35 protein-coding genes are annotated in these 23467 nt (G+C 40.7%); 11 read left to right on the top strand and 24 right to left on the bottom strand.

The features are described from left to right. Positions 1 to 134: 134 nt before the first annotated feature. Positions 135 to 623 (top strand): GIY-YIG nuclease family protein, encoded by a 489-nt coding sequence (locus RM049_RS28300; protein ID WP_322706537.1) that lies wholly within the window; start codon positions 135 to 137, stop codon positions 621 to 623. Between the two features lie 160 nt (positions 624 to 783). On the opposite strand, the gene RM049_RS28295 is transcribed toward RM049_RS28300, so the two are convergent. Next, positions 784 to 1638 carry an SDR family oxidoreductase gene (locus RM049_RS28295; protein ID WP_322706536.1) on the bottom strand — a complete coding sequence of 285 codons (855 nt, stop codon included), beginning with the start codon at positions 1636 to 1638 and terminating at the stop codon, positions 784 to 786. Between the two features lie 536 nt (positions 1639 to 2174). Here RM049_RS28295 and RM049_RS28290 point away from each other — a divergent pair. Further along, positions 2175 to 2627 (top strand): Hsp20/alpha crystallin family protein, encoded by a 453-nt coding sequence (locus tag RM049_RS28290; protein WP_322706535.1) that lies wholly within the window; start codon positions 2175 to 2177, stop codon positions 2625 to 2627. A gap of 126 nt (positions 2628 to 2753) precedes the next feature. On the opposite strand, the gene RM049_RS28285 is transcribed toward RM049_RS28290, so the two are convergent. The 10 genes from RM049_RS28285 to RM049_RS28240 all read right to left on the bottom strand — a co-directional run bounded on the left by RM049_RS28285 (position 2754) and on the right by RM049_RS28240 (position 8654). Continuing rightward, a complete protein-coding gene (locus tag RM049_RS28285; RefSeq protein ID WP_322706534.1) occupies positions 2754 to 3209 on the bottom strand; it encodes a hypothetical protein in 456 nt (151 codons plus the stop codon). A 77-nt stretch (positions 3210 to 3286) separates the two neighbouring features. After that, positions 3287 to 3574, bottom strand: a complete 288-nt coding sequence (locus tag RM049_RS28280; RefSeq protein ID WP_322706533.1) for a hypothetical protein — start codon at positions 3572 to 3574, stop codon at positions 3287 to 3289. A 161-nt stretch (positions 3575 to 3735) separates the two neighbouring features. Beyond that, positions 3736 to 4242: a hypothetical protein gene (locus RM049_RS28275; RefSeq protein ID WP_322706532.1), complete on the bottom strand. Its 507-nt coding sequence runs from the start codon at positions 4240 to 4242 to the stop codon at positions 3736 to 3738. 13 nt (positions 4243 to 4255) lie between these two features. After that, positions 4256 to 4471 carry a hypothetical protein gene (locus RM049_RS28270; RefSeq protein WP_322706531.1) on the bottom strand — a complete coding sequence of 72 codons (216 nt, stop codon included), beginning with the start codon at positions 4469 to 4471 and terminating at the stop codon, positions 4256 to 4258. Positions 4472 to 4494: 23 nt separating this feature from the next. Beyond that, entirely contained in the window at positions 4495 to 4965 is a 471-nt protein-coding gene (locus tag RM049_RS28265; protein WP_322706530.1) for a hypothetical protein, read from the bottom strand. A 21-nt stretch (positions 4966 to 4986) separates the two neighbouring features. Further along, entirely contained in the window at positions 4987 to 5256 is a 270-nt protein-coding gene (locus tag RM049_RS28260) for a hypothetical protein (RefSeq protein WP_322706529.1), read from the bottom strand. Between the two features lie 165 nt (positions 5257 to 5421). Next, positions 5422 to 5916 (bottom strand): DUF262 domain-containing protein, encoded by a 495-nt coding sequence (locus RM049_RS28255; RefSeq protein ID WP_322706528.1) that lies wholly within the window; start codon positions 5914 to 5916, stop codon positions 5422 to 5424. Next, the gene (locus RM049_RS28250) at positions 5913 to 6767 is read right to left on the bottom strand and encodes a hypothetical protein (protein WP_322706527.1); all 855 of its coding nucleotides are present in this window, start codon (positions 6765 to 6767) and stop codon (positions 5913 to 5915) included. Before RM049_RS28250 ends, RM049_RS28255 begins: the two co-directional genes overlap by 4 nt. A 443-nt stretch (positions 6768 to 7210) precedes the next feature. Then, on the bottom strand, positions 7211 to 8161 hold the full coding sequence (locus RM049_RS28245) for an HNH endonuclease (RefSeq protein ID WP_322706526.1): 951 nt from the start codon (positions 8159 to 8161) through the stop codon (positions 7211 to 7213). Positions 8162 to 8213: 52 nt separating this feature from the next. Then, a complete protein-coding gene (locus tag RM049_RS28240) occupies positions 8214 to 8654 on the bottom strand; it encodes a hypothetical protein (protein ID WP_322706525.1) in 441 nt (146 codons plus the stop codon). Between the two features lie 138 nt (positions 8655 to 8792). Between RM049_RS28240 and RM049_RS28235 the strand changes: the two genes are divergently transcribed. Next, entirely contained in the window at positions 8793 to 9833 is a 1041-nt protein-coding gene (locus RM049_RS28235; protein ID WP_322706524.1) for an HNH endonuclease domain-containing protein, read from the top strand. Between the two features lie 33 nt (positions 9834 to 9866). Beyond that, positions 9867 to 10106, top strand: a complete 240-nt coding sequence (locus RM049_RS28230) for a hypothetical protein (RefSeq protein WP_322706523.1) — start codon at positions 9867 to 9869, stop codon at positions 10104 to 10106. Positions 10107 to 10113: 7 nt separating this feature from the next. Here RM049_RS28230 and RM049_RS28225 read toward each other — a convergent pair whose 3' ends face one another. The 11 genes from RM049_RS28225 to RM049_RS28175 all read right to left on the bottom strand — a co-directional run bounded on the left by RM049_RS28225 (position 10114) and on the right by RM049_RS28175 (position 17512). Further along, positions 10114 to 10368: a hypothetical protein gene (locus RM049_RS28225; protein WP_322706522.1), complete on the bottom strand. Its 255-nt coding sequence runs from the start codon at positions 10366 to 10368 to the stop codon at positions 10114 to 10116. A gap of 66 nt (positions 10369 to 10434) precedes the next feature. Further along, positions 10435 to 12306 (bottom strand): 3'-5' exonuclease, encoded by a 1872-nt coding sequence (locus RM049_RS28220; RefSeq protein ID WP_322706521.1) that lies wholly within the window; start codon positions 12304 to 12306, stop codon positions 10435 to 10437. Positions 12307 to 12459: 153 nt separating this feature from the next. Next, a complete protein-coding gene (locus RM049_RS28215) occupies positions 12460 to 12960 on the bottom strand; it encodes a hypothetical protein (protein ID WP_322706520.1) in 501 nt (166 codons plus the stop codon). A gap of 212 nt (positions 12961 to 13172) precedes the next feature. Next, positions 13173 to 13940, bottom strand: coding sequence for a TRADD-N-associated membrane domain-containing protein (locus tag RM049_RS28210; RefSeq protein WP_322706519.1), 768 nt, complete (start codon positions 13938 to 13940; stop codon positions 13173 to 13175). Further along, positions 13937 to 14098 carry an EVE domain-containing protein gene (locus tag RM049_RS28205; protein WP_322706518.1) on the bottom strand — a complete coding sequence of 54 codons (162 nt, stop codon included), beginning with the start codon at positions 14096 to 14098 and terminating at the stop codon, positions 13937 to 13939. The genes RM049_RS28210 and RM049_RS28205 overlap by 4 nt, the downstream gene beginning before the upstream one ends. Positions 14099 to 14163: 65 nt before the next feature. After that, positions 14164 to 14514 (bottom strand): hypothetical protein, encoded by a 351-nt coding sequence (locus tag RM049_RS28200; protein WP_322706517.1) that lies wholly within the window; start codon positions 14512 to 14514, stop codon positions 14164 to 14166. 51 nt (positions 14515 to 14565) lie between these two features. Next, positions 14566 to 14916 (bottom strand): hypothetical protein, encoded by a 351-nt coding sequence (locus tag RM049_RS28195; RefSeq protein WP_322706516.1) that lies wholly within the window; start codon positions 14914 to 14916, stop codon positions 14566 to 14568. Between the two features lie 272 nt (positions 14917 to 15188). Next, the gene (locus tag RM049_RS28190; RefSeq protein WP_322706515.1) at positions 15189 to 15437 is read right to left on the bottom strand and encodes a helix-turn-helix transcriptional regulator; all 249 of its coding nucleotides are present in this window, start codon (positions 15435 to 15437) and stop codon (positions 15189 to 15191) included. Positions 15438 to 15646: 209 nt separating this feature from the next. Then, positions 15647 to 16255, bottom strand: a complete 609-nt coding sequence (locus tag RM049_RS28185) for a hypothetical protein (protein WP_322706514.1) — start codon at positions 16253 to 16255, stop codon at positions 15647 to 15649. 227 nt (positions 16256 to 16482) lie between these two features. Next, a complete protein-coding gene (locus RM049_RS28180; protein WP_322706513.1) occupies positions 16483 to 16974 on the bottom strand; it encodes a hypothetical protein in 492 nt (163 codons plus the stop codon). A gap of 169 nt (positions 16975 to 17143) precedes the next feature. After that, entirely contained in the window at positions 17144 to 17512 is a 369-nt protein-coding gene (locus RM049_RS28175) for an S-layer homology domain-containing protein (RefSeq protein WP_322706512.1), read from the bottom strand. A 336-nt stretch (positions 17513 to 17848) separates the two neighbouring features. Here RM049_RS28175 and RM049_RS28170 point away from each other — a divergent pair, with 336 nt between their 5' ends. Continuing rightward, the gene (locus tag RM049_RS28170; protein WP_322706511.1) at positions 17849 to 18121 is read left to right on the top strand and encodes a GlsB/YeaQ/YmgE family stress response membrane protein; all 273 of its coding nucleotides are present in this window, start codon (positions 17849 to 17851) and stop codon (positions 18119 to 18121) included. Positions 18122 to 18338: 217 nt separating this feature from the next. On the opposite strand, the gene RM049_RS28165 is transcribed toward RM049_RS28170, so the two are convergent. After that, on the bottom strand, positions 18339 to 18464 hold the full coding sequence (locus tag RM049_RS28165) for a hypothetical protein (protein ID WP_322706510.1): 126 nt from the start codon (positions 18462 to 18464) through the stop codon (positions 18339 to 18341). Between the two features lie 150 nt (positions 18465 to 18614). Here RM049_RS28165 and RM049_RS28160 point away from each other — a divergent pair, with 150 nt between their 5' ends. The 4 genes from RM049_RS28160 (at position 18615) to RM049_RS28145 (ending at position 21317) form a co-directional block, all read left to right on the top strand. Then, positions 18615 to 19577: a S1/P1 nuclease gene (locus RM049_RS28160; protein WP_322706509.1), complete on the top strand. Its 963-nt coding sequence runs from the start codon at positions 18615 to 18617 to the stop codon at positions 19575 to 19577. A 300-nt stretch (positions 19578 to 19877) separates the two neighbouring features. Then, complete coding sequence (locus RM049_RS28155; RefSeq protein ID WP_322706508.1) at positions 19878 to 20423, top strand: hypothetical protein; 546 nt, start codon at positions 19878 to 19880, stop codon at positions 20421 to 20423. Positions 20424 to 20476: 53 nt separating this feature from the next. Next, a complete protein-coding gene (locus RM049_RS28150) occupies positions 20477 to 20824 on the top strand; it encodes a hypothetical protein (RefSeq protein ID WP_322706507.1) in 348 nt (115 codons plus the stop codon). Positions 20825 to 20912: 88 nt separating this feature from the next. Next, complete coding sequence (locus RM049_RS28145; RefSeq protein WP_322706506.1) at positions 20913 to 21317, top strand: nuclease A inhibitor family protein; 405 nt, start codon at positions 20913 to 20915, stop codon at positions 21315 to 21317. A 5-nt stretch (positions 21318 to 21322) separates the two neighbouring features. Here RM049_RS28145 and RM049_RS28140 read toward each other — a convergent pair whose 3' ends face one another. After that, positions 21323 to 22201, bottom strand: coding sequence for a DNA/RNA non-specific endonuclease (locus tag RM049_RS28140; protein ID WP_322706505.1), 879 nt, complete (start codon positions 22199 to 22201; stop codon positions 21323 to 21325). A gap of 194 nt (positions 22202 to 22395) precedes the next feature. Here RM049_RS28140 and RM049_RS28135 point away from each other — a divergent pair, with 194 nt between their 5' ends. Further along, entirely contained in the window at positions 22396 to 22908 is a 513-nt protein-coding gene (locus RM049_RS28135; protein WP_322706504.1) for a hypothetical protein, read from the top strand. Positions 22909 to 22916: 8 nt separating this feature from the next. Beyond that, positions 22917 to 23438 carry a DUF3122 domain-containing protein gene (locus RM049_RS28130; protein WP_322706503.1) on the top strand — a complete coding sequence of 174 codons (522 nt, stop codon included), beginning with the start codon at positions 22917 to 22919 and terminating at the stop codon, positions 23436 to 23438. Positions 23439 to 23467: the final 29 nt, after the last annotated feature.

Below are 23467 nucleotides of genomic sequence, written 5' to 3'. Positions count from 1 at the left end.
GAGGTGCGGCGGGTAATACCGCCCATCGACTCTACCTGGCAAAGTAACTCCCAGTGACACCCTTGGAACCCAATCAGCTAAATCTATTCTCATCTGTAACGCCCACACCAGTACGTAGAGCAGAGGCGCTGGTGATGAGTGCTGATGCTCTGCTGAAGTGGAAGTCCCAAATACTTGAGTATCAACAAAAGGTGAGGGAAACCAAGCCAGTGCAGCAGGCGACGTTATTCGATATTGCACCAAGGTACTGCGACCCAGACCGGATCGATCCGTTGCAGTTGGAACTGCGATCGCTCTCGTTTTACCGAATGCCAGCAGATAGCCCCGGCGATGCGTGTCTTTACTTTGTTGTTGACTCCGCGGCTGGCTTAATTTTGTATGTGGGTGAGACGTGCAGAAGTAACAAACGGTGGAAAGGGATTCACGCCTGTAAGGATTATATAGCCAGCTACCAAGACCTGCATTATCGCTATGGATTGCGAACAGCAGTCAACATCGCTTTTTGGTGGGATACGCCTGTTGACCGACGCGCACGGCAGGAGTTGGAATTGAACTTAATTTTGAAGTGGCGATCGCCCTTCAACAAGGAAAATTGGGAACGTTGGGGGCAACCGTTTGGGTAGGGCATTTTCTTAGAGGGCTGGGGGGCATAGTTTACCGTTGTAGGCATCGCTTAATGCAGAAGAACGAGTGAAGTATTTGCGGCGGGTGATATGCTCTTGCTGTGAAGCGAGATTTGATTAGTAAAAAGTGACGCCGATAAAGAGCGATCGCTCTATATTCTCACAACCAAAACTTTCGATAATCCTCAACATATTGCCGCATTGTCAGTGGCGGACGACCGAGTAATTGCTCTACATCTGGTGTAATGCCACCTGCCAATCCTAAACGAGCGGTTGTATAAATTGCTGCCATTACCAAAATGAAGTCCAACGACAGCCCGCGATCGCGCATTTGCCAAATAAACTTCAACAATGAGGGATTAGTATAGCGAATTGGTTTGCCCAAAACTTCTGTAAAAATTTCTGCTACTTCATAGTAAGTCAAGGCTTCCCTACCCGTGAGCGCATAAGCTTTTCCCAAATGCCCATCTTCAACCAAAGCACGTACCGCAACAGCAGCAATATCACGCACATCAATAAAACTGGTTTTACCATTCCCCGCTGGCATAAACAATTCGCCACGGGTTTTGATATCCTCTCGGTGTACGGTGTTAAGATTTTGCATAAAAAAGCTAGCGCGTAAAAACGTGGCAGGAATGCCCAATTGCTCGATGTATCGCTCAATCTTGGCGTGCGGTACAACTCGGTTGCGCTCGGCTCCTAAAAGTGAAACAAAAACGATATGCTCAACACCTGCTTCTTTTGCAGCATTCAGCGCCGGGGCAATTTGCCTCTTCACATTGGCAAGTGCAGGCGGACGTACTAAAAAAAGTTTGTTGACTCCTTCAAAAGCGCTTGCCCACGTGTCGGGGTTAATAAAATCGAACCAGACACAATGAATGTTGCTGCCTAATATTTGTTGAGCTTTGTCGGGATTTCTGAGTGCGGCACAGACATGACAATCGTGGCATAGTAGCAAGCGAATAACCTCACAGCCAACATTCCCAGTCGCACCCGTCACTAAAATTTTCAACATTCCTTGTTTGCCGATTTGATTTAATTAAGAGGTGCATTTTATCAACCTATTTCTAACTTTAGAACATAAATTTAATATGCACGCTCTAGTAATCTCTGCCTATTTTTAACAATTACGCTGCTCGTTTCACAAATTCGTCTTGATGCCACCTTATTGCATCAAGCCTTGGATAATACTGTTCTTGGGCTGGTAACATAATGCGATCGCCTCTTGCCCTGTTTTCCTCGCTTGAAAAAGTGTAGATGTTCCTGGGCGTGGATATCAGAGTTGAGATTGGGTAGGGTTAAAGCTTAACTTCACTATACCTTTTAATAGCAGACTTATTGTTATTAATAGTTATTATTCTGGTTTGCCGAACCGAAAAATTCGAGTAAACCGTAATCTTTTTTACTGGCTAATTTGGTGTGGTAATCATCAATTATTTGGTGATAATAACCGAATTTACAGGACTTCTAACCATACTTATTATGAATACATAAGCACAAAACGAAGTGCAAAAACGATTAAGCAGGAACTATTTAAAGAGAGTAAGAGTTATGGCACTAGTTCGTTACAACCCCTGGCAAGAATTGAACGCTTTAGAACGTCACATCAACGGCTTATTTGGAGATACCAGAGTCCCATCTGCACGGCTTGACAGAGATTTTATCAGAGTTCCGGCTGCTGAGTTGCACGAAACTGATGATGCTATTCATTTGAAGCTAGAACTACCAGGACTCGAAGCTAAAGACCTGGATATTCAAGTCACCCAAGATGCTGTTCACATTAGCGGTGAGCGCAAGTCCCAAACTAAAACCGAAAACAATGGCACTACAAGAAGTGAATTCTACTATGGTAAATTCCAACGTGTAATTCCTCTATCTGCTCGAATTCAAAATACTAATGTCACCGCAGATTATAAAGACGGCATTTTGAATTTGACACTGCCCAAGTCTGAGCAAGAAAAGAACAAAGTTGTCAAGGTTAATCTTGAACAACCTGCTGCATAGTCTGAAACTTCTCTACCTCCAATGATTGATTGAGATAGCTAAAAGCCCAGTTATGAGATGACTGGGCTTTTTTGTAGCAATTGTCTGTGATGTGCGATCGCATACCTGCCCGTCGGAGCAGGGCAACTACCGTCCTGATGTCCAAGTCCGTAGTTTGGTTAGTGCAGGTTTAGAAGGTGTGGACAAATTGAGTCGGTATTGGAACATTGGGACATAGGAACCATTACCCTCGCGGACGGTAACGAGAAAAGCTGTTTTATTGCGTGGGTCTTTGTTGATTTTATCGATGTAACCAGACTGTATTTGTTGTATGTTTAAAGGTTTTGCTTGTTTAAATCCTGGTTGAGAAATACAAACAATAGTACTTCCATCTTGATACCTACCTGAGTAAAACCAATATGTTTGCCCTTTGGTTTTAAATTCGGATTTATAGAAAATAGTAAACCTGTCAGACTCATTTAATTGTTGATTTTGTTTACAGTTATTGTCAATGTATATCTCTTGAGCAGTAGTTGAAGGACTGGAGAATAAACTCAGTATTAAACTGAGAGTAAGTCCAGAGAAGAGTGTTGTTTTAAACATAAATTTATTAATCAAAAGTTTCCTCTAAGAATAATAAGCGATATCTTTAGGTAAATAATTCAGCAACTCCTTGCCGCCTAAATCATTTCTGCTTTAATTTTCACTTTTTGAACCCAGTACCTAAACTCGTAATCTTCGTCATATTGGTACATCTCATAAAGCCCTTCAAGGCATTTTTCTAAATTTTCAAAATCTGTATCATTATCCCTGAAATCCTGCCATTCTCCAGTACCAGAAATCCAATATCCTAATTCTCGTCCTTCAAACTCAACACAGTAGACAATATAGCTGTCTTTGTTTGGAGAAAAACCAGAATATTTAGAAATTTTAGAAAAACCAAAAGAGTCTTTTAAAATATTAGCCATTGCATATCCTCATTATTTATATATATTAGAAAATTATCTCATTTTTCAGGAATAATCAGCTTATTACCCACTAAAGAGTCCATAAAGTTAGGGTGCGATGCCTACATCTGGCTGTGCCTACGCTCCTTTGTTTTCCTCGCGGTGGGGAGCGATCGCACTAATCATTGAGCATCTATCGCCTGCTTATGAAGTAGTGCGTGAGGCGGAAATCCTTCTCGTTTAAGTTGGTGTTCATTCATATAGTCATTATCCAGGATTCCATAGCATTTAGTCTTTTGGGCTATTTCCCTTACAAAATCATCGCTGAAGACTACTCCAAAATAAGCACTACCTTTAAACCGCTCACCTATCCAAGTTGGATCAATTAATTCTCCATCATTATTTACTAGCCAAGCATGGGATACAACTATATCAATATCCTCACTTATAGCAAATCCTTCACAGTAGTTTAGGTTTGGATACCTCAACAATCCTTTTAAGCAATTTTCAAAGCAAGCTTTACGTTCACCTTTAAATGGTGATTTAACCTGAGTTATAAAAGGTTTACCATAATCCAAAACTAGCCTTTGCGTACTTTTGTATTGAAAGTTAGAACGTGTGTTAAGTTGATCAATCAAGTCTGCTTGTTCTTTTAATATCGTCAAAAGACGGTCTAAGTTACTGCTCATTATTTAAATAAATTCATTCTATAGGTTTTAGCCAACCAACACATTTTTCATAATGAAATTCTTCATCTTCACATTTAGCAACTCTAACAACCTCTTCTTGATGATGAGGAACAGGAAAAGAATCAAAATATCCTTCTTTTATAGAACCATCTTCTAATAATAAGAGATAATTTCCATATTCTTCTGGTAGCCCTTCAATTATTTCAAATTTTAATATTTTATTTGGCATTTTAATTTTCCTTAAAGGAATCGCTAAAATCCTTTTTGTTCTAACTGTCTGAGTTTTTCTAACTTCCGATTTAGTAGTGAGGCATCACTTTCCGGTTCAGCATTATCATCCACTGTACGTTCCTCTTCCAGCCATTCCAACAGTTCGGCTTTTGGGCAAAATGACATTGTAGGAGATTTTTCATCACTCTTATTTTGGGGTTGGATAACTACATCATCTCCCCATTCTTCTAAGATTTTTTGACGGCGTGATTCTGTGAATTCAGGTTCTGAAATTTCATACATAACTTCAATTTTGAGATAGCCTCCTTGACTTTTGAATTGCCAGCGACTATTGTAATGTTCAAAATGTTTTTTTGCGCCCCGTTCAGTCTTCCAACGCTTGCACCAATGTAAATCTTTATTAGTCCAAGCATATTCAGTATCACAGCTAAATGTATATAGCCAACCTAAAGGCTTATCTTCTTTGGTGTAGCAGCAATATCCATAGTACATCAGTCAAAGTTTTTAGTATTATTAGATAGTAAATAGTTCTTTGTCATTTTCAATGTCAGAGTATTTGTTATCACGAAGGATTACTTTTATGGGAGATTCACTGCCTGCAAAATATTTTCTAGTTTTATCTAACAGTTCTTCTAAATCATCGTCTTCTAAGACTTTTAAAGTTCTGACGTACTCAGCACGAGTTGTGAAAGTAGTCGTTGGAACTTTTAGCATCCAAACATTACTCCGAGCTTTCCTAGAATAGTCGGAGTAAATCAGAACATACCCCCATTTTTTAGCCAATTCTAAAATCTTATATTTAAGCATAAGAAACTTAATTTAGTTAGTTGGCTCATGTTCGCTGACATATTTTTTGATAATTTGCTCAATTTCGGACTCCATCACATCTATGTGACCATCAACATCAGCATACCAGCCGTATTGATTAAGTGCAGCGATCGCAGCCCTTTAATTAAGGCGTTCTGCAATAATCTCTATGATTTTTGCTATTTCTTCGGGGCTGGCATTCTCTGAAGGCATAATAGTTATCAAAGATAGAGAACAGTGATTAAGCACTTTCTTGGCATAATATGGAAGAGTAGCATAAGTGCATCCATTTAATTCTGTCTTCACTTCTAATCCGCTCAAAGCTAATTTATTAGTGTAAAAATCGACAATTGCTTTTAACCTCTTTTTGCCATCAATCACTTCGTATGTATGATATAACTTTTCATAGAGAACAATTGGCATTACAGGTAAATTAATAATAAAAGATTCAATTAGCTTAGATTTTTTCACATCATTCCAATTCCCAACAGATTGACTCTCATTATAAATCACCATGTAATTAGGATTAGACCTGATATTGTCAACTAATGCTGGTAGCTTTATCCTGTCAATTTCTTGAATTAATCTGTCTTGACTGGATTCATATCTCGCATTTATTTCATCGTCTGTCATCATGATGATTCTTTTCCACCCATTACTAGAACTGGCTCAATCCAAACTAGTTTTCTTTGCTGCCTACCTTCTCCATAAGGTTGATTGCGTAAGAAGCCTCTGCGCCAATGGACACTCTTAGAGCCATGTGTAGCGCTACTACCTTCACTGCTTTGTGTCCCTTCACGCTTGAGTCGATATCCAAGTCCTAGCCAAAGTGGTTGATAAAAATCTTGCGCTTGCGCTTTGCCAAAACCTTTATTCACCCTGACTAGTTCGCTTGTTGTATCTACCAGTTCAGGGCGGCACTCCATTATCAAAATTAATCGTAGGAAAATTGAGTGCAAATATTCATTAAATCCTTTGACTACTTTAGGATCAATATCTTCAGTATCAGTATAACTAAATTTTTCTCCATCAAGTTTAAATCGGCGACAAAAGGAACTTGATTCATCGGTTGCTGCCCAATAAATGGTATTGGCTTCACTATCGTAATGCCAAAAAATAGCTTCAACGCTCTTATTTTCAGGAGAAAGAATCACACCTTTGGGCAGCATAAACATTCCCGTTTTCATTGTCCAATTTAAATTGTCAATTTCAACGGTTAAAACCGATTGCATGAGTGCTTCGAGTAAGTCTTTATTCACCCAATATGCTGGACATTTGGCAATACCTACTTTAAACAAGGTGTATAGGGTGATGTAAATCGATTCTGTGGGATTAGTTCTTAATTGGTGCAGTAGCTTTTGTTCCTCCGCAGAGTAGTAAATGTCTGCAACAATACCGCACATCTTTTCATAGCTTTCGTAACCGTCTACATGAACAACGGGACGAATAACAATTTCATTAAACCAACCTTTAGGTTTTTTGCTCATGTTTTATTTTTAGCCCCAAGATATACAAATTGCGCTTTTAATTAAAAATATATGCTTAGTAAAACTATATATTAGCTAAAGTATATTCATTACAATATCTTTAATAATTAGATAATTGACTAACAGAAATAACACAAATTGTGCAAATTGATAATTTGAATTTAAGTACCCAGGTTGAAAAGTAAAAACCCATCCACATACCAACATTAAAATTGATATAAATATTGATTGTTGGGTATAAAACTTTAAAGCAGAACCGTTTAGTTTACTAGTGCGTGGAAGCCAAACTGTAGTAAAAATTAAGTAAGCTATACTGAAACTTATATAAAAAATACCCAACAGAGAGGGTGGATTTTTACCGAAAGTAACCTGAGCTAAATACAGCATCTCTTAAAAATCCTCTAATTTATATCCACATATATCCATGAAAATGAGCCTATGCGTTACGCCGCTCGTCTCGAAAACTCTTCACGATGCCATTGTAGAGAATCAAGTCTTGGATAATACTGTTCCTGGGCGGGTAGGTTTATGCGATCGCCCCTAAATTCTCGCATTGGTCTAGCGTTAGGTGAATCTTCCCGCAGGTTGTCAGCAACAATAATGGTGTAATCGTCATTGATAGTGAACCAAAAGCGGTCAAATGCCCAGTGATGATTTTTGCATAGTGACAGCCCGTTATCAATGCGGTCATCGTAGAACTGGGAGAATGGTTTGATGTGTGAGCCATCAACGATGTTCTGACCAAGTAAATCGAGTATCTGTAACCCGCAAAAGGCGCAAGTGTGGTTGTAAGTTGAGACAACAATTTTACGAAAAGCACCATCTCGCACAATTACAGCTTGCTCATCTTCTAATTCCTCTGGTTGGTAGACCTTACCGCCGGAGCGTTGCAACTGGTCTTGTAGTTCAGCAAAGGCGTTGACTTGCAATAATGACTCGATATCCTGTGTACGCTCGTTAAACCAGGAATTAATTAGTGTGTGGGTTAGTACAGTCCTGTCCTGGGGATTTTGCAGCAGTGACCAGAGTTCATCATCGAGGTAGGCGTACTCAACTGCCTGCCGAATAGCCCCAGGAGTAACAATTTTTGCTTTAGATGTAACTGTTAATTCAAATCCGAGATTGGGTTGGAAATGCCAAAAGCCATCGCTTCTAAGATAAAAAAATGGTTGCCCAATATCTGGTTTGCGTACTGGCTCCAGGTGACTCCAAAGTTTAAGAAATGTGGCGATGAGTTCAGCCGATAAAGGAATTTGGTTTCGCCTAATCTCTCCTTGGCTTATTAGCTCGATAATTGATAGCAGCAGTAGGGGTTTATTCGGTGCAACCCCACTAGAACGGGATACCCTGAGATTGGCAAACTTATTGATGTAGTAAGCGAGATTTTTCGTCATTATTCACATAACTGTATAGGTCGTTTGCCATCTGCCACAAATTTTTACTGATTTACTCAACTAAAGCTAGAGCAATTTTGTTATTTAAAATAACCACTTTTGCAGTAGTTATTGGTGTATAAGGCATTACATCTTTGCAATAAAACAGTGGGTGGTCGGGATGCAAGTTATATGTCACCTGTTGGTAGCCTTTATCAATGAGCGATCGCACTGCGTTATCAGTCAACTTATCCCACTCCAACGACTGCAAAATACCAATAACATAGGCGTGAACATTTTTGCGACCTTGAGCGATCGCACGTTCTCGTCCTTTGCGCTCAACTTCAAACACGGCATCAGTTAACCGACACACCCCAGCATGACTAAGAAGCGACCCGCTTTTTCCTCCTGACTTGAGTGAAAAGACGTGGTAATGCAGGTTGAAGTAAACCCCTACACGCTGACCGTAATATGCGGCTGGGTGCATTGTGCTAAATGGATACCGATGAGTCATGATGCGCGTGCAGCTACAACCCGCATATTCTACAGCAAATATTAGCTGACTAATACTGATAACCGTAATGCAACTGATGTGTTTTCAAATACTTAAAAGCTAGGCTGTTGCCGAAGTTTATGAGTATCTAAAAATACAATGAGCGAGTCAAAGTTTTTTGCGATTGACCCAGAGCTAGAGGATTATTGGCGGGCGATTATATTGTTTGGTAAAAACGTTGCGTGTTATAAATTTGCACTGGCAAAGTCATTGTTAGAATTAGCACCGCAGGGAAAAAGTATCATCACCTTAGAAGATTTATCAGAACCGTATTCGAGACATATTATCGAGCATTTAAAAATTGTAGACAAGCAAACTACCTCACTTTCCAGTCGATTTTTAGATGCTTGCCGCCAGTTTAACACCGGAGACATAACTAAAACACGATTAATTGACACCACAGTGCAGCGTGGCTTTGAAAATGTGATTGATGCATTTCATAACCTTAGCGTTGGAGAGACTCCGGTACGATTTTTTATTGATGAGCGCCGAAGGTCAAATAAAGGTATTGTCTTGACCGATGAGCTATTTAAACTGTTAGAAAAGCTTCAGTCTGAAAACTTACCCCACGAAGTCGAAGCACGATGGCGGCTTGTAGAGACAGCTTGGGAACTAAACATTTCGCGCAATTTGATATCTATTGGTTACGACCCAAACAACCAACTGCTGTTTACATTTAGCGATCGCAGGCGGCGGGTAGATGTTACTTCATGCCGAGATGCCCTCAACGGCTATCAAAAAGGTAAATGTTTTTACTCATTTGCAGATATTTCGATTGAGCCAGGTTCTACAAACTTAGCCGATGTAGACCACTTTATTCCTTACTCTTTGAACGAATACATAAGCAATATCGATGGTGTATGGAATTTAGTGTTGTCATCCACCGAATGTAACCGGGGCAAAAGGGGAAAATTTGATAGACTCCCTGATAGTAAGTATTTAGATCGCCTACACAACCGCAACGAATTTTTGATTACCAGCAACCATCCACTACGCGAAACACTTATTCAACAAACGGGCAACACAACAAAACATCGGCGAAATTTTTTGCAGTGCAAGTATAGTAAAGCACAATCCCGTTTAGGAACTGGAAGTAATCATGGCTGGAAATCAGAGTTTGAATATCCAGCAACATTCTAAAATAACAGGTGCAACTTCAAGTTTTTAAAAAATATGCGCGAATATCGCTGCACTCGTAATGCCCTCTATACCCATGACTGCATCGGACACGATGATACCACTCCACGCCAGGGTCATTACATCTGGGCAATCAACGAAGAAGCCGCATGGCAGGAAATGGCGCGGCGGTATCCAGATGAAACCACAGCAGGCTTTACTGTACAGGAATGGGAAAGTTTTGATGTGAAGGTGGTGGAGGTTAAACGGGATGAAAATGGAAATATTATTGAATAGCCACAACCTAAGTTGCTGTTATACAAATGCCAATGCGATCGCTCTTTTTTCCTCTAAGAAAAAGTTGAAGTGACGATGCTATGTTCAAAGGTTCTGGCAATTTGGCATCACAAGTCTTTGAATTGCCGTTTAAATGAGATATTAACAGAACAGAACAGCCACAAATCGCCAGTTGTTGACTCAAAGCTGTAGAATAACTCAGTAGCCCACAGCCCTCGGTCATCGCTTCACTACAACTGGCTAGTAATGTACTAGAAAACACATAATAAATCAGGGATCGCTCTTTTTTCCTCTAAGAATTTGGTGGGGGTGATCGCTCTGCTACTAATTAAAGTACTTTTGCTGCCACTTTACCTAATGCTATCTCCAAACGGCTGGTAAACTCAGATGAGCGATCGCAACTCAGAATCAACTGCTCAATTGCCCGTGTCATCGCCACGTAAAGTAATCGCGCTTCTTCTTCTGGTGTGCCGTGTCCGTACTGGTCAGGCATAAAACCAATGCCAGGAATAAGCACCACTGGGAACTCTAGCCCTTTAGATGAGTGCATGGTTATGAGTTTGATGCTTTGTTCGTCCAGGTGATAGTTGCGGCTCTCGCTATTGGCGTTTACCCATTCGATTGGGATTTGGGCTTGTTGAAAGTGATTATATATGCGATCGCCCATAAAGTTGGAGCGGTAAATAATTGCTATTTCGTTCCAGGGGATATCTCGCTCGTGTAATTGTTGGACTCGCCCTGCTAGGTAATCTACCTCGTGTTTAAAACTGGGTAAACGGATGAGGTCTGGTTTGGGGCCTTGCCGTCCTGCACTGGCAGGTTCTACCAATACCACTTGGTCATCATCCCCGGTGGTGGGTTGCATTACTTCCTTCGCAAATTCGTAGGCTACCTTTAACACCTGCTCTGTGTTGCGGTAGTTTAGTTTAAATATGGTGGTGCGTCCCTGTGCCTGGATGCCTACGCTCTTAAAGCTAAATTTCTTGTCGCGTTTTTCACCGTAGAGGTTTTGGGCATCGTCATAGAGGATAAGCAATGAATTGGTTTCGGGATTGACCATCTGGGCAATCAACTTTAACCACTCTGGTTTAAAGTCGTGTCCCTCGTCCAACATCACTGCGCCATACGTGCCAGATGGTATCAACTTGGCATCGACGGCGGTAATTACTCTTTGAACAAGTTCTTCTGTATAAGCTTCACCTTTGTACTCCCTGGAATCGGGTCTAGGGATGTCATATTTTTTGAGTAAATCCATGCACCAGCCATGAAAATGCCGTACCTTGATGCGACTGATTTTGTTCGGGTCTTCTTGAACCACCTGCCTTAGTTTGGCAGCAAGAGAGACGTTGAAGCACAGCACCAAAATTGGTTTATTACTGACTTGAGCAAGATGCTGACAACGGTAGGCTAAAATCATGGTTTTTCCAGAACCCGCTACACCATGAATTACTCGATGTCCGTCTCCTAAACTCCGTGCCAACTGTTCCTGTTGCAAGTCCATAATTTTCAGAATGTCGGGGATAACGAGTTCTGGAGTTTCTTCATCTGAGGGACTGTCAGGAGCAAACTGCTGTTTTGGTCGTAATTCTGGGAAGATATGCCAACGGATTCTATCTATTTGACTGCTGGTTAAGGTTTTACCAAATTGGTATGCTGATAAATCCCAAATTCGCTGCTGAAATTCGCCTGCATCGATGTTTTCATACATCTCATCTTTGCAGATAACCAAGTGTTCCTCAAATGCTGCGGGTAGCTCATTTTCATTGAATGCTTTGCGGGTGATGTTGGTAAATACCACGCCGTAACCGTAGGGCATAATCAGCTTTCCTTGATACTTACCTTCTTGCTGCACCAAGGCGCGGTCTTTTTCTAGCATCTTGTTGACTGCTAGGGCATAATCTCTGGCTTGTTGTAGTGGGTGTTTAACTTCCTTTATTCCATCCTCAGTAATTATGGTGACTGTGGAGGGGTTGATATTTTGAATAGTGTCTAACTTCCAGTCTTTCACTTCAAGAATAAATAAGCCCCGGCTGGGGTGCAGCACGATAAAATCTGGATGCAGCTGCTTTTTACCTACTGGCACATCGTACCAAAGTAAATAATCATCCTCTAATTTCTCCTCCAAGCGCTGCGCTAACCTCCTCTCGCCAGGGGCCATTCGCATTGAGCAGCTATTGAATGAGGGAATTAGAGTCGCCATAAATGGTAGATGTTTATATGGGTTTTTGGGGTGCGATCGCTTGGGTTTCCTCTGAGAATAGAAAGAACGATGTCTACGCCAGGAGCAATTTCTTTTAGTGGAGCTTCAATTTATATTCCTTATCCTGGGGTTCGTATACATAGACTTCATCAACTAAGTTTGAATTTGGGTTTGAGTTTGTTTTGTTACCGTATTCATGGGTGTATTTAGTTTGCGGGATAATGCCAACACATTCATAGCAAACTGCTGATAAATTTCTGGAGACTTACTCATAAAAATAACAACTGCATTACGATGACTGTAAATTGCTAAATATCGACGTTTATTGTTTATTGCATACAGAATAATACCGACACCTGCAACAAGTAGAATTGAACCTAATATAAAAGATTGATTGAATGCGCCTAAAGCTGAAAAGGCTAGAAAGCCTCCAATAACTAGCAATGCATAGATGGGTGATTCTAAAATTTCAACTGAGTCAATATTTTGGATGCGTATCCAAGACTCTTTCTTTTCTAGACCAGTCTTGGCCGTCCCTTGAAGAGTATCGCCTGTAACTTTTACAGTGATTGTTCCTTTTGCTGGAACTAACACATTTCCCCAAACTTGGGCGGGAGCGCCTGTGATTTCAAAGACTTGCTGAGTAGTTCTCATGTTTGTATTACCGTTCATTAGATGCCTCACTTGATGTTTAAAATTGCAATCAACAGTTGGATATAAAAATTAAAAGAACTGCGCTATCCTTTCAATTAATGTACACGTTGTCACTCTTGTTGTGTCATGGCGAAAAGCCAAAGGGACTCTCCCGTTCTGAATGGACAGTAATGACCCTTTCGGTACACCATTGCGTTGACTGCACGAAGCCGCTAATCTGTCTTATTTTGACTGGAATTTATCTGAAATTTGTTTAACAGAACTTTTGCCATCTCTATCTTGGCTTCCCGTAAAGGATCTATAAAATCTGTACCAGAAGCTGATGTACTATTTCTATTCGACTCGGCAATGCTATCTAACATTTGCATAGCCATGCCTACAAAATTCATTCTTTCCAAAATTTCTGTGTAGTTATTTGCCTGCTGCATACTTGATTTATAAACGAATAAGAAGGTTGCACCAATAAACTCGGTGAGTACACCAGCTATTCCTCCTATACCCGCTACAATCCAGTTATCTTTTGGATGTTGATAGCCTAATACTACGCCGTAAAGTATGAGACTAAACCCCAAAGACATAACGGCTATACTCAACCAAAAAATCCAACGTATCTGACTCAAATTTCGATTAAAATAGCTTTCTAGTGTGATTTGTGCCATATCCCATACAGGTTTAGCTTTTCCTGGTTCTTCTATATGCTTTGCCTGAGCAAATAAATATGCTTTCTCTTCCAGCTTGGAACCAATTTGCTCAGTCTGAAAATATAGATAAATTCCTACGCATAGCATTATGTAAGGAAGAATGAGAAAAATATTGGTTATAAAAGAGCCTAAAACTTGATTTGAAATCTCCCAAACTGATGAAAACTGTTGACGGGTGGCAACAATAAGAATGCTTATGAAGATTGTGAGTAAGCCAAACAATCTCCTCTGTCTAAGACGCTGAAGGGATAAGTTCTCTTTCGGATTATCTTGATTCATAATTCTCCTGTCTTCTCAGATTTCCAAATCAGTACCCCATCACCAGGAGCAATGTCTTTGGCGTAGCGAGTTGTCAGCCAGGGCATCTGCTCAAAGTCGCGGATGCCGTCTATGATGCGGTAATACTTGGGGTTGCCTTGAAACAGCCAGTAGGTCATTGTTTGGTAGGTTTCCTCTAAGAATTTCGTGGGCTGGGCGATCGCTTTTGGTACGTGATTCTTATTTATCTTTTAGCTATACCATCGGCAATTAATGCTTCTCTATATAACCAAGCTTCTCTAGCTGTTTTAAAACCATCCATCCACTTTTTCTCTTTCGTATCTTTAATTCGATATCCTACTCCCCAAGTGTCATTTTCAAAGCAATAGTATATTTTATAAAGCATTACGGGTTGAGCAAAATCATTTCCGCAATCACTGTCATGTTCTATCAAAGAACCATCTTCTCGAATACCGTAAAATCGACGCTTTTCTTTGTTGATATTAACCTCTAAAATATCTCCTAAATGGTTAGAGTGTAAAATAATAATGCCATTTTTTTTGACAGTATGAGAGTTTCGGTTATGCTTAGACATTGCACTTTCCTTATGATATCAATACACTTAAATTTCTGAACAGATACTCATTTACCCGCATGAACGAGAGCAACCGATATATTCTTTAATAAGTAGCTTCAATTCTCTAGTAACTAGTAACCCATCAATTTCTCTACATAGGGTTTGTAATGATTCACCTTTAGCTTTTCTCTCTTGATAAATTCCTTGAAGTAGTGCTGTCAATCCATATTTGGTTAGTGCATCTGATGCTAATCCTATTATTCCCAGTAATACAATACCGCCTACCATTCCGCCTGGCCCTAAAAAGGCTAATGCCGCAGTAATTGCAGCAGCACCAGCTAAACCAGTTGATGCCATTGTGATGAGAAGTACAACGGCTGGTAATCCAATGCCTGCTAATTTTCTAACAATTTCATCCATGATTATGATCTCTTATATTTAAACGAATGCTTGGTATTTCCTCTAAGAACAGAGAGCGATCGCCATATTAAAATGGATCGCGATTACTCAAGTTCAATATCTAGAGAAAAAGACTCTTCAATACTTTGTACAAGATTGCCTCTTACCTTGTAGCAGGGTCGGAAGACCTATAGTGTTGGCAGCATTTGCTGTGCGTTTGGCTTGCACCATATAGTTATCCTCTGAACTAAATCTAATTACTGCGATCGCCCATACCAAAACTGAGCAAACAACTAATTCGGCAAATACTTAGCCAATAAATCCTGACCCTGAGCGCCCATCTCATCAAGCTTCTGCTCAATAAGCTTTATCGCCATCGGCGACGGTTTAGATCGTCCATTTTCCCAACGGTTAATCGTGGTATATGTCACACCGAGAGTTGCTGCAAATTGTTCTTGCGTTAGCCCAGCCAAAAGCCGCAGATCATGAATGATCTGCCCCACCTCTGGCTGGTTGATAGCCAAGGGTTTTTTGATAGTCATTTAACTTCTAAACTTGACCCACTAGTTTAAGTAGCCGATGCTATATTATTTGTCATATTTTAGTCATGTAAAATCGAGATAAACCTCAGTGCATATCCGTAATAATGAAAAATATGTAAAATTATTTGCTTTGAGTGGGAATATTTTTTAAGTGCTGTTGAAGAGTGAATTCTTAGAAGAAAAGTTGCTATGGGAGTGCGATCGCACCGCTACTTTTTCACTATGCTGTGCATCAGCTGCAACTCCGCACTGTTTCTAAAGTCCCTGCCTATGATGATTAGGGGCTGTCCTTCTTTCAACAGGAAATCCGAAAGTGGCTCAGGTGCTTTCCTTTTGTCTACTTTGATATAGGCAACATAGCTAGCTATATAGAATCGGTAATAATTTACTCTAGAAAATTTTTCTGGGTGAGGGTCAAGCATGGCGCTGCTTAAGGAATGGTCAAACTTGGCTAAGGTCACGCCAAATTCTTCTGAAGTCCCTGGATTCTTCTGTACTATCAATTCTTTGGCTTTTTCCTCAAATGAACCGAGGTTTACCTTTCGATAGAAGTCCTGTTTAGATACAGAGGCACGCCATAACAATGAGATGAAAAACAGTTTCAGCCGGGTGTAGTCGTATTCCGTCACACGCCACCCTATACACTGTGTGCCATATAAAATAGGTTCCCCATGTAAAGACTCATCTGTTAAGAGTTGCTGTGCGTACTCATCCCAAACACCAAATATCTTTTCACACTCGTAACACAAAATATTTTTGTCATAAACACCGATGGGCATTTTCTTTGGGTATTCGCCAGCAGTGTTCGTCAGCATCATAGGTGGATTTTGCTCTTCACGAAGTCGGCGAAAAAAGCCCTCTGGGATGATGTGTGCTTTGATAAGCTTCTTGTCTTGTCTACAGTAACAGCAAGTCATACGTGCATTGCCTAATCTAAGTTAAAGTAGCTCACAGGATAGATAATACAGCGATCGCTCCTCTTGTTCTTAGAGGAAATGTAGTAGACAGGCGTAGCTTGCCGCCGTAGGCATCGCCCCCTCGCCCCCTACAGCTGCTCCATCTTAATCCCCGCCACTTCCATCATCACCGTAGTAATCGGTACAAGCCGCCCCACAGTTGTGTAATAGCTATTCCCCACTGGCGTTGTAGTCGATCGCTCCCGAAACCGCCGCATGGTAATCAAAAACCACTCCCGCGTTTTTGACATTGGTAGCCTGTACAGTTGGCGAGTGTTCACGAAGTAATAAAACAGCCAGTCTGCCTCAGTGTACATGAAGCAGCCGGGGGTTCCACGTTCCAAATTGCTGTGAGTTTCAAAGAAGAGGTTACGAGTTTTATTCCACCTATCGCCCTTCACTTCAATCAAAATTTCGCCACTGTGCGTTGTCCAAATGAGGTCAATATCTCTGCGCTGGTAATCTGGGTCATTTTCAACATTAACAACACTAATAGTTTCTGGTTTGGAGAGCAGCCAAGCTTCCATATCAGTAGCAGCCAGCTTTGCCACTTCTTGAGCGTCGTGCATGGTGTAGGTCATAGCTGTATCTCCTGTACCAGCAAGGCATACTAGTTTATTATTTCACTTTCATTGCTTCTCACGTAAAGCATTTATAGAAATACAAGCGTTCACGTAGTGTCTCGCAGAGAGAAAAAATTAAACGAGGTAGAGGAGCGATCGCATAAACTAACTGCTGTCAAATGCTTTCTTATTTTGTAACTCTTGGGGTGTCAACTCGCTCGTTGAGTTCTTGAAGTTGTTGATTTAATTCCCTTTGTCGTTTGAGCAAAATTTCCAAATCTTGCTTAGTTGCTAAATCCGCCCTGTTAGCGGGAATAAGTTGATTTAGCTGATTCAGGCACGTATTCAAGCCAGCAGCAAATTCATAGCGCGTAACTGGGCGCGAACCTCGATATGTGCCATCAGGATACCCAGATAGGCAACCTGCCTGGGGAACTGTGTTGCGCCCGTCGCTTGGTATTTGTGACAAAGTTTTTGATGGATAGAAAATAATTGTTGCTAGTGCCAAGGTAGTTGTAACGGTGGCGAATGGGAGCAAGCCAGCAATTGAGGACATCTTAAACATTGGTCGCAGCTACAAGCCATTTACTCCTTCACCTTATCAAATTAATATTCGGCTTTCAAACATAGCTTAATTCTTCAAGTAGATGAGAAAAAGAATCAGAAATGCATATACTGCAATTACAAGCAATGAATTAATAAGCCCCTAGTTCCAGACCTGCTAGGAGCTTTTTTTTAATTAGTTATCCATTGGGATTAGGGCGTATATCACCAGAAGTAACAGCATTCATCCTCAAGGCTATTAATAATTGATTCTGCTGGTAGATTGAAGGTCAATGTTGGGATTGCTATTGTGTATTTGTCGATGAAAAACGTTGCTCAAATTAAAACAATGAATATTCTTGCTTGGATTGTTTTAGGTCTAATTGCTGGTGCTATTGCAAAGGCTATCTACCCCGGTCATCAAGGTGGCGGAATTATAGGAACAATCTTATTAGGAATTATCGGTGCTTTTGTTGGTGGTAGTTTGGGTGTATTCTTCAGTACAGGAACCTTGACATTAGCCGCCCCCACACTCAGCATTCCTGGTATTGCAGTAGCGGTTCTTGGCGCAATTGTCGCTGTTTTCTTGTGGAATGCGTTAACTAGCCGCAGTGCTTTGTAATAAATTAAATTGAATTAACTAATAGTAAAAATCAGGGATTCATTTCACTATATTTTCTCCCTGAATTGAAATAAAACAATAGCGCTTATCTATATTTAGGTAGGCGCTAATATTATTTTGTTGAGGTGCAATGCCGTTCAAGCGATCGCCCTTTCCCAACAGAATCGCCCTTGATAAAAAATTCTTAGAGGAAAAATTGCACTCAGTCGAGCGATCGCTACATATCTGGACATTCAATCATCTGGAAACTGCCAGCACGAGATATGCTCAACATCTTTGCTGCTGCATTGACTACACACTGCATTACTCCTGCGATGGCGTACCCGCCATGAACCGATGGCATCGCACCCTTAAACTCGTTAATGTAAAGCTCTGTTTATTGAAATATATGAATGAGTATTGTGTAGGGTGATTTATTTTTTTCATGCAAATTTAACCTTAACTTACCTGAATGCAACCTATACTTTAGCTGTATTTTCTAACAAAGAATTTTATGCTGAAGTTGCATTCTTTTGCTAAGTTCTCTTTATTGACAGCATTATCAACAATCTTGGTTTGGCAGTACCCAGCTTTTGCTTGGAATAAGGCTGGACACATGGTTTCCGGCGCAATTGCCTACAGTGAACTTAAGCAAAATCATCAACAAGTAATTGAGCAAATAGCCGCGATTTTAAGAGAACATCCCGAATACTCTAAATTTGAGGAACAGTGGAAGTCTCTTAATCAATCTAATATTTCTACTGAAGATAAAAATTTGTACTTGTTTATGTGGGCGGCAAAATGGCCAGATGAAGCTCGTGGCAACAAAAATTTTAATCATGAAACCTGGCACTACATCAATTTTCCTTATCAACCTGGTAGTTCTTCAAACTCTATTCCTCGTGAAATTCCAGGTGAAGAAAATATTCTCTACGCATTTCAAAAAAATTTTGATATTGTTCAAAGTACTGCTGCTAGTAACAGCGAAAAAGCAATTGCAATATGCTGGCTATTCCATTTGATAGGAGATGTGCATCAGCCACTACATACCACCAAATTAATAACTAACGAGTATAAAGAACCAGAAGGTGATAGAGGTGGTACACGTTTTTATATTAGAGTTAAACCAGATGGCCAAACAATTAGTTTGCATAAATTATGGGATGACCTGATTCTTGGAAGCGAAAGATTTCAAACTGTTCGCAACACTGCAACCAAGATAAGAGCCGATTATCAACGCAGTAAATTGTCAGAATTAAGAGAAACTCAATTTAATAATTGGGCAAAATTAGAGAGTTTTAATATCGCTAAACAAAAAGCATATCTCAATGGTAAACTTTCTGGCAGTAGTGATAAAAATGATGGAAAGCCGTTACCGCCAAATTATGCTGCTACCGCCAAACCAATAGCAGAACGTCGGATGAGCTTGGCAGGCTACCGTCTAGCTGATGTGCTTAATAAACTGTTCGGCAAGTGATAAAAGATATACAATCTCTTTTGTTCTCCACTTACATGATGTGGGTGGTTTTTGATTTTACTAAAGCGATCGCCTCTCCCTAAATAATACAAGCGAGGAAAAATTGGGAGTGCGTAGGCAAGCATTTACCGTAGGCATCGCTACCTGTGCTGGATAAACTGGTACTATGCCAAAAATCCTAGAGTGCGATCGCTGTTTAAACTGCCTCTTTTAATCCCCGTTTATAGAGCGCAATTTCCAGAGGGCTTTTAATCAAGTCGTGGCATAATTTTTTAAACTAGCAATACCTTAAGTCAGATTATGTTTAAAAAATTAGCAGTAGGAATTGGTTTTGGGATACTACTCGCTGTAAATTTTATAGCTATAGGTGAGAATAACAGTTCAAACTATCATAGTAATCTTCTTGATAAGTCCACTAAAAAAGCAATTGATGTATCTAAAATATCCATAGGTGATATTAAGCTGGGGATGAAACAAAAGGATATTATCAAAAAATTGGGTAAACCGAAAAGTCGAACTACAAAGTATGACGATGTTTGTTATGGCGCATATATTACTACTTGGAATTACGATGGCTTAGAAATTGAGGGGCTTTCAAATTCTAAGAATGTAACTACAAGTGAAGTGCATCAAATTACTGCTTCTAGTTCGCGTTATCCTACTGAGAACGGGGTAAAGGTAAGCAATCCCATAAGTACGGCTCAAAAAGCATACTCTACATTTTCATCAACAATTGATAGTGAAAAAAATTTAGTATATCCAAATGATGCTTATGGTGGTTTAGTATTTTCGAGCGACAAACAGAGGAGAATTAGAGAAATCAGATTATTGGCAGCATCCTGTTAAGCAAATATCTTGTTAATAGCAGAAATCAGTTTTATAACAACTAAACTGGTACTATGCCGAAACTTCCAGAGTGCGATCGCTGTCTCCTTTACTCACATAATCCTCACTTCGTCTGTGCCGTTCACCCAGCAGGGCCACAGGGGAACAGTTGTTTGGACTTTCGAGAAGACCCCAACGCCGAACCAGCAGAACTGTGGGAACCAGAAGGGGCAAGCTACTACAATGGCGAGTTGATTGTGCAGCCCCGCCAAAGATGGACACCAGAAGAACAATTAGAATTGATTGATTGGCATCCGATGTTTACTGGCAAGTGTCCCCAGTGCGGTGCTGAATTTGACCGGGACTGGTCAGCGCGTGTTCACTGGGATTGCCCGTGTGGGTGGATGGATGATACTGTGTAGGGTTTGTTGCAGCTGCTTCAGCTTTTGGGATGATACCGTTGATGGTGCGATGCCTGCGGCGGTAAACTACGCTCTATGATAATGGCTTATGACTAAAACTAATTCAGAAATTTTAGACCAGCTTCGTACAGCAGCAGATGGTTTACTTATGATGAGTGAGTCGGAGTACCCGTTTGAAGTTTTTCTTTGGGAAGATGCTGCACCTGCAACGCCTGAAAAAGTTATACAACAGACAAATCATCCTCAAGATACGCCCGTTGAAATTGTGGGAGTTGACGATTTTTTTCAAGTGGCAACGACAGAAGAAGATTGGCATGAAGAAGAAGAGAAAGCAACCGTAAAACGATTTCAAACCCTTGTGCAGGAACTTAAGAAAAACCTGACTAATTTGCAGGTGTATCGCCTCGGCAACAAAGAAATTGATGTTTATGTAGTTGGTCAAACCCCGGCGGTAAATTTAGCGGGTATTTCTACGAAAGTTGTTGAAACTTGACCTTTTTACAAATTATCTACTTTGCTTTCAATAACTTCTTGGATATTTGGCGAAACATTAGAAATAAAATCATATCCTGTGAGTTTTTCTAATTCATCAACACTTACTTTGTAAGCTCTCCAATCATTATTTAATTCTTCCTGGTTAGGGATGTTCACCGCGATGACACGAGTATTAGCAGTAATACCATCAAGCCCAGCGCCGGGGTTGTCTAGTACGACAACTATCTTCCAAGTTGTCTGAGGAACCGTCACCTTACCTTTGAGGGGTTCGCCTTGGCTACCAAAAGGGCCTGCAACAATGTAAAGTTCTTTTCCCTGGCTTACCAAATATCGGGAATAATCTTCTAAATTCCCCCACGTATTTCTATTGTTATCGGGTGTCTGCGGCATCATGTTGGTCATTAAAAAGGTAGCTGTATTATCTTCTACTGTCCGGGTGCGATCGCCCGATGGTGCAATATGCCCTTTGTCATATCCTGAACCAGAGTACATAGAAGGAGTCACCCGTAACAAACCAGCAGGCAAAGTGCTATCAGGGCGAAAGTTATTTTGGCGCTCTGCGTCCCCTAGCCATGACTTATTTAACTGCCAAGCTACCCAGTTGGCAGTCCCTTTGGTTTGATTGTAAGAAAGTGCATACTGGTTTTTTACCATGAGGTAATTATCAGGCGTAAGCTTTGTGGGAGTTGCGCTGCTGGGATTTCCCAAAAGCAGGTGAGGGCTTATTGAGGTAGGTACAATCGGCGTTTGTAATGGTTTTTCTGTTGTCGGTGTTGGCGATTGAGTTAATGTTGGTGGCTGGCTTGGTGCTGGCGAACACCCCAACAGAGCAACTAGCCCAGTGGCAATAGCCAAAGCCTGAAAACGACTGATTAAACGCATAAATTTTAGAAAAAGATTGCAGATTAAATTAATCATCACCATTTTTGAGGGTATGTCCAGTTTTTGTCTACAAACGTAGCTTGCCGCCTTTTGCATCGCGTTTCCTCTAAGAAAATTCTTGTGGGCGATGCCTAACGGCCGCAAGCTACGCTTTTCATCTATCATCAGTTCATTGCTATCAAAATTGATATCAAATGGCTGACCACAAGACCCCACCAAGCGAAATGATTCGCGTTCCTACTGCCCTAATTCCAGTAGTCAGAGAACTATCGCGGCTGCATCGCCAAGGACATACAATTGCCTTGCAGCAAGGCTTAGAGGAATTGATATCTAAGTTTGATAGCAATATTGATATCGATGTTGCCCCCAGCAGTAAATCGGTTTTGCAGCTAGAGAAGAAGCTGGAAACCAAACTAGAGGCTATCTCTGGGCAGTTGGAAAAATTGTCACGGGCAATGGCTTCTGGTAGATACAGCAACACCAGACCTCGAAGACAAGCTAACCCATACCAGCAAATCCAAGTTGAACTCCTTGCATTGCCTCCTGAAAACTTAGCACCGCGACTAGGTTTAACTTCTTCAAGCCTCACAACCGAAAAAGAAAAACTTAGCCCCAAAGAATTTATCAGTTGGACTCGTAACCGCGACCCAAGGGGCCTGGGATGGGAATTTTCTCAAAAAGACGGTCTTTATCATCCAGTCAAATAAGTATTAAGATGTGTGCAATAAAGCAAAAATTTTGGCAATATTTTTGGCGTTGCGCCTTGGTAATCGTTCTAGTGTTAACTTTTGGTGGATGGAGTGTGGAATCAGCCCAGGCACTGCTACGTCAACATCATGATTCCCCTGGTGTCTTGCGCTACCACTCGCAAGTATCTATCAAAGATGAATTTGGGTACGCTTGGCAGGTGCTATTGTTCAAACAAAATTACAACAGTCCAGTTAGAGACTTAAGATTACGCTTAGTGGCGTTTCCTGGTGTAGTTGAAATTGCCCATCCCCAACCATTAGAAATTGAGGCAACATCAGGAAAATTGTTAAGTGCATCAGATGTCTACGCTTTAACTGCACCCGCTCCAAATGTAGGCGAATATAACTTAACTGATGTTTTACCCAAATTGCCAACCACCGATGCGCTCAAACTTCATGTGCCAATAGACAGTGGACAGCCATTGGTTCTCAATATACCCAACTCTGTAGTCACCGAGTGGCAATGGCTAGTGACAGAGATTGATTAAAGTAAGCAACTGACAAAACTGAAGAGACT

Origin of the sequence: Nostoc sp. DedQUE04 (assembly GCF_034530995.1) — a bacterium.
Lineage (GTDB): Bacteria > Cyanobacteriota > Cyanobacteriia > Cyanobacteriales > Nostocaceae > Nostoc.
Note: the sequence above shows the minus strand (reverse complement) of the source record. Positions and strands in the feature narration are given on the sequence as shown.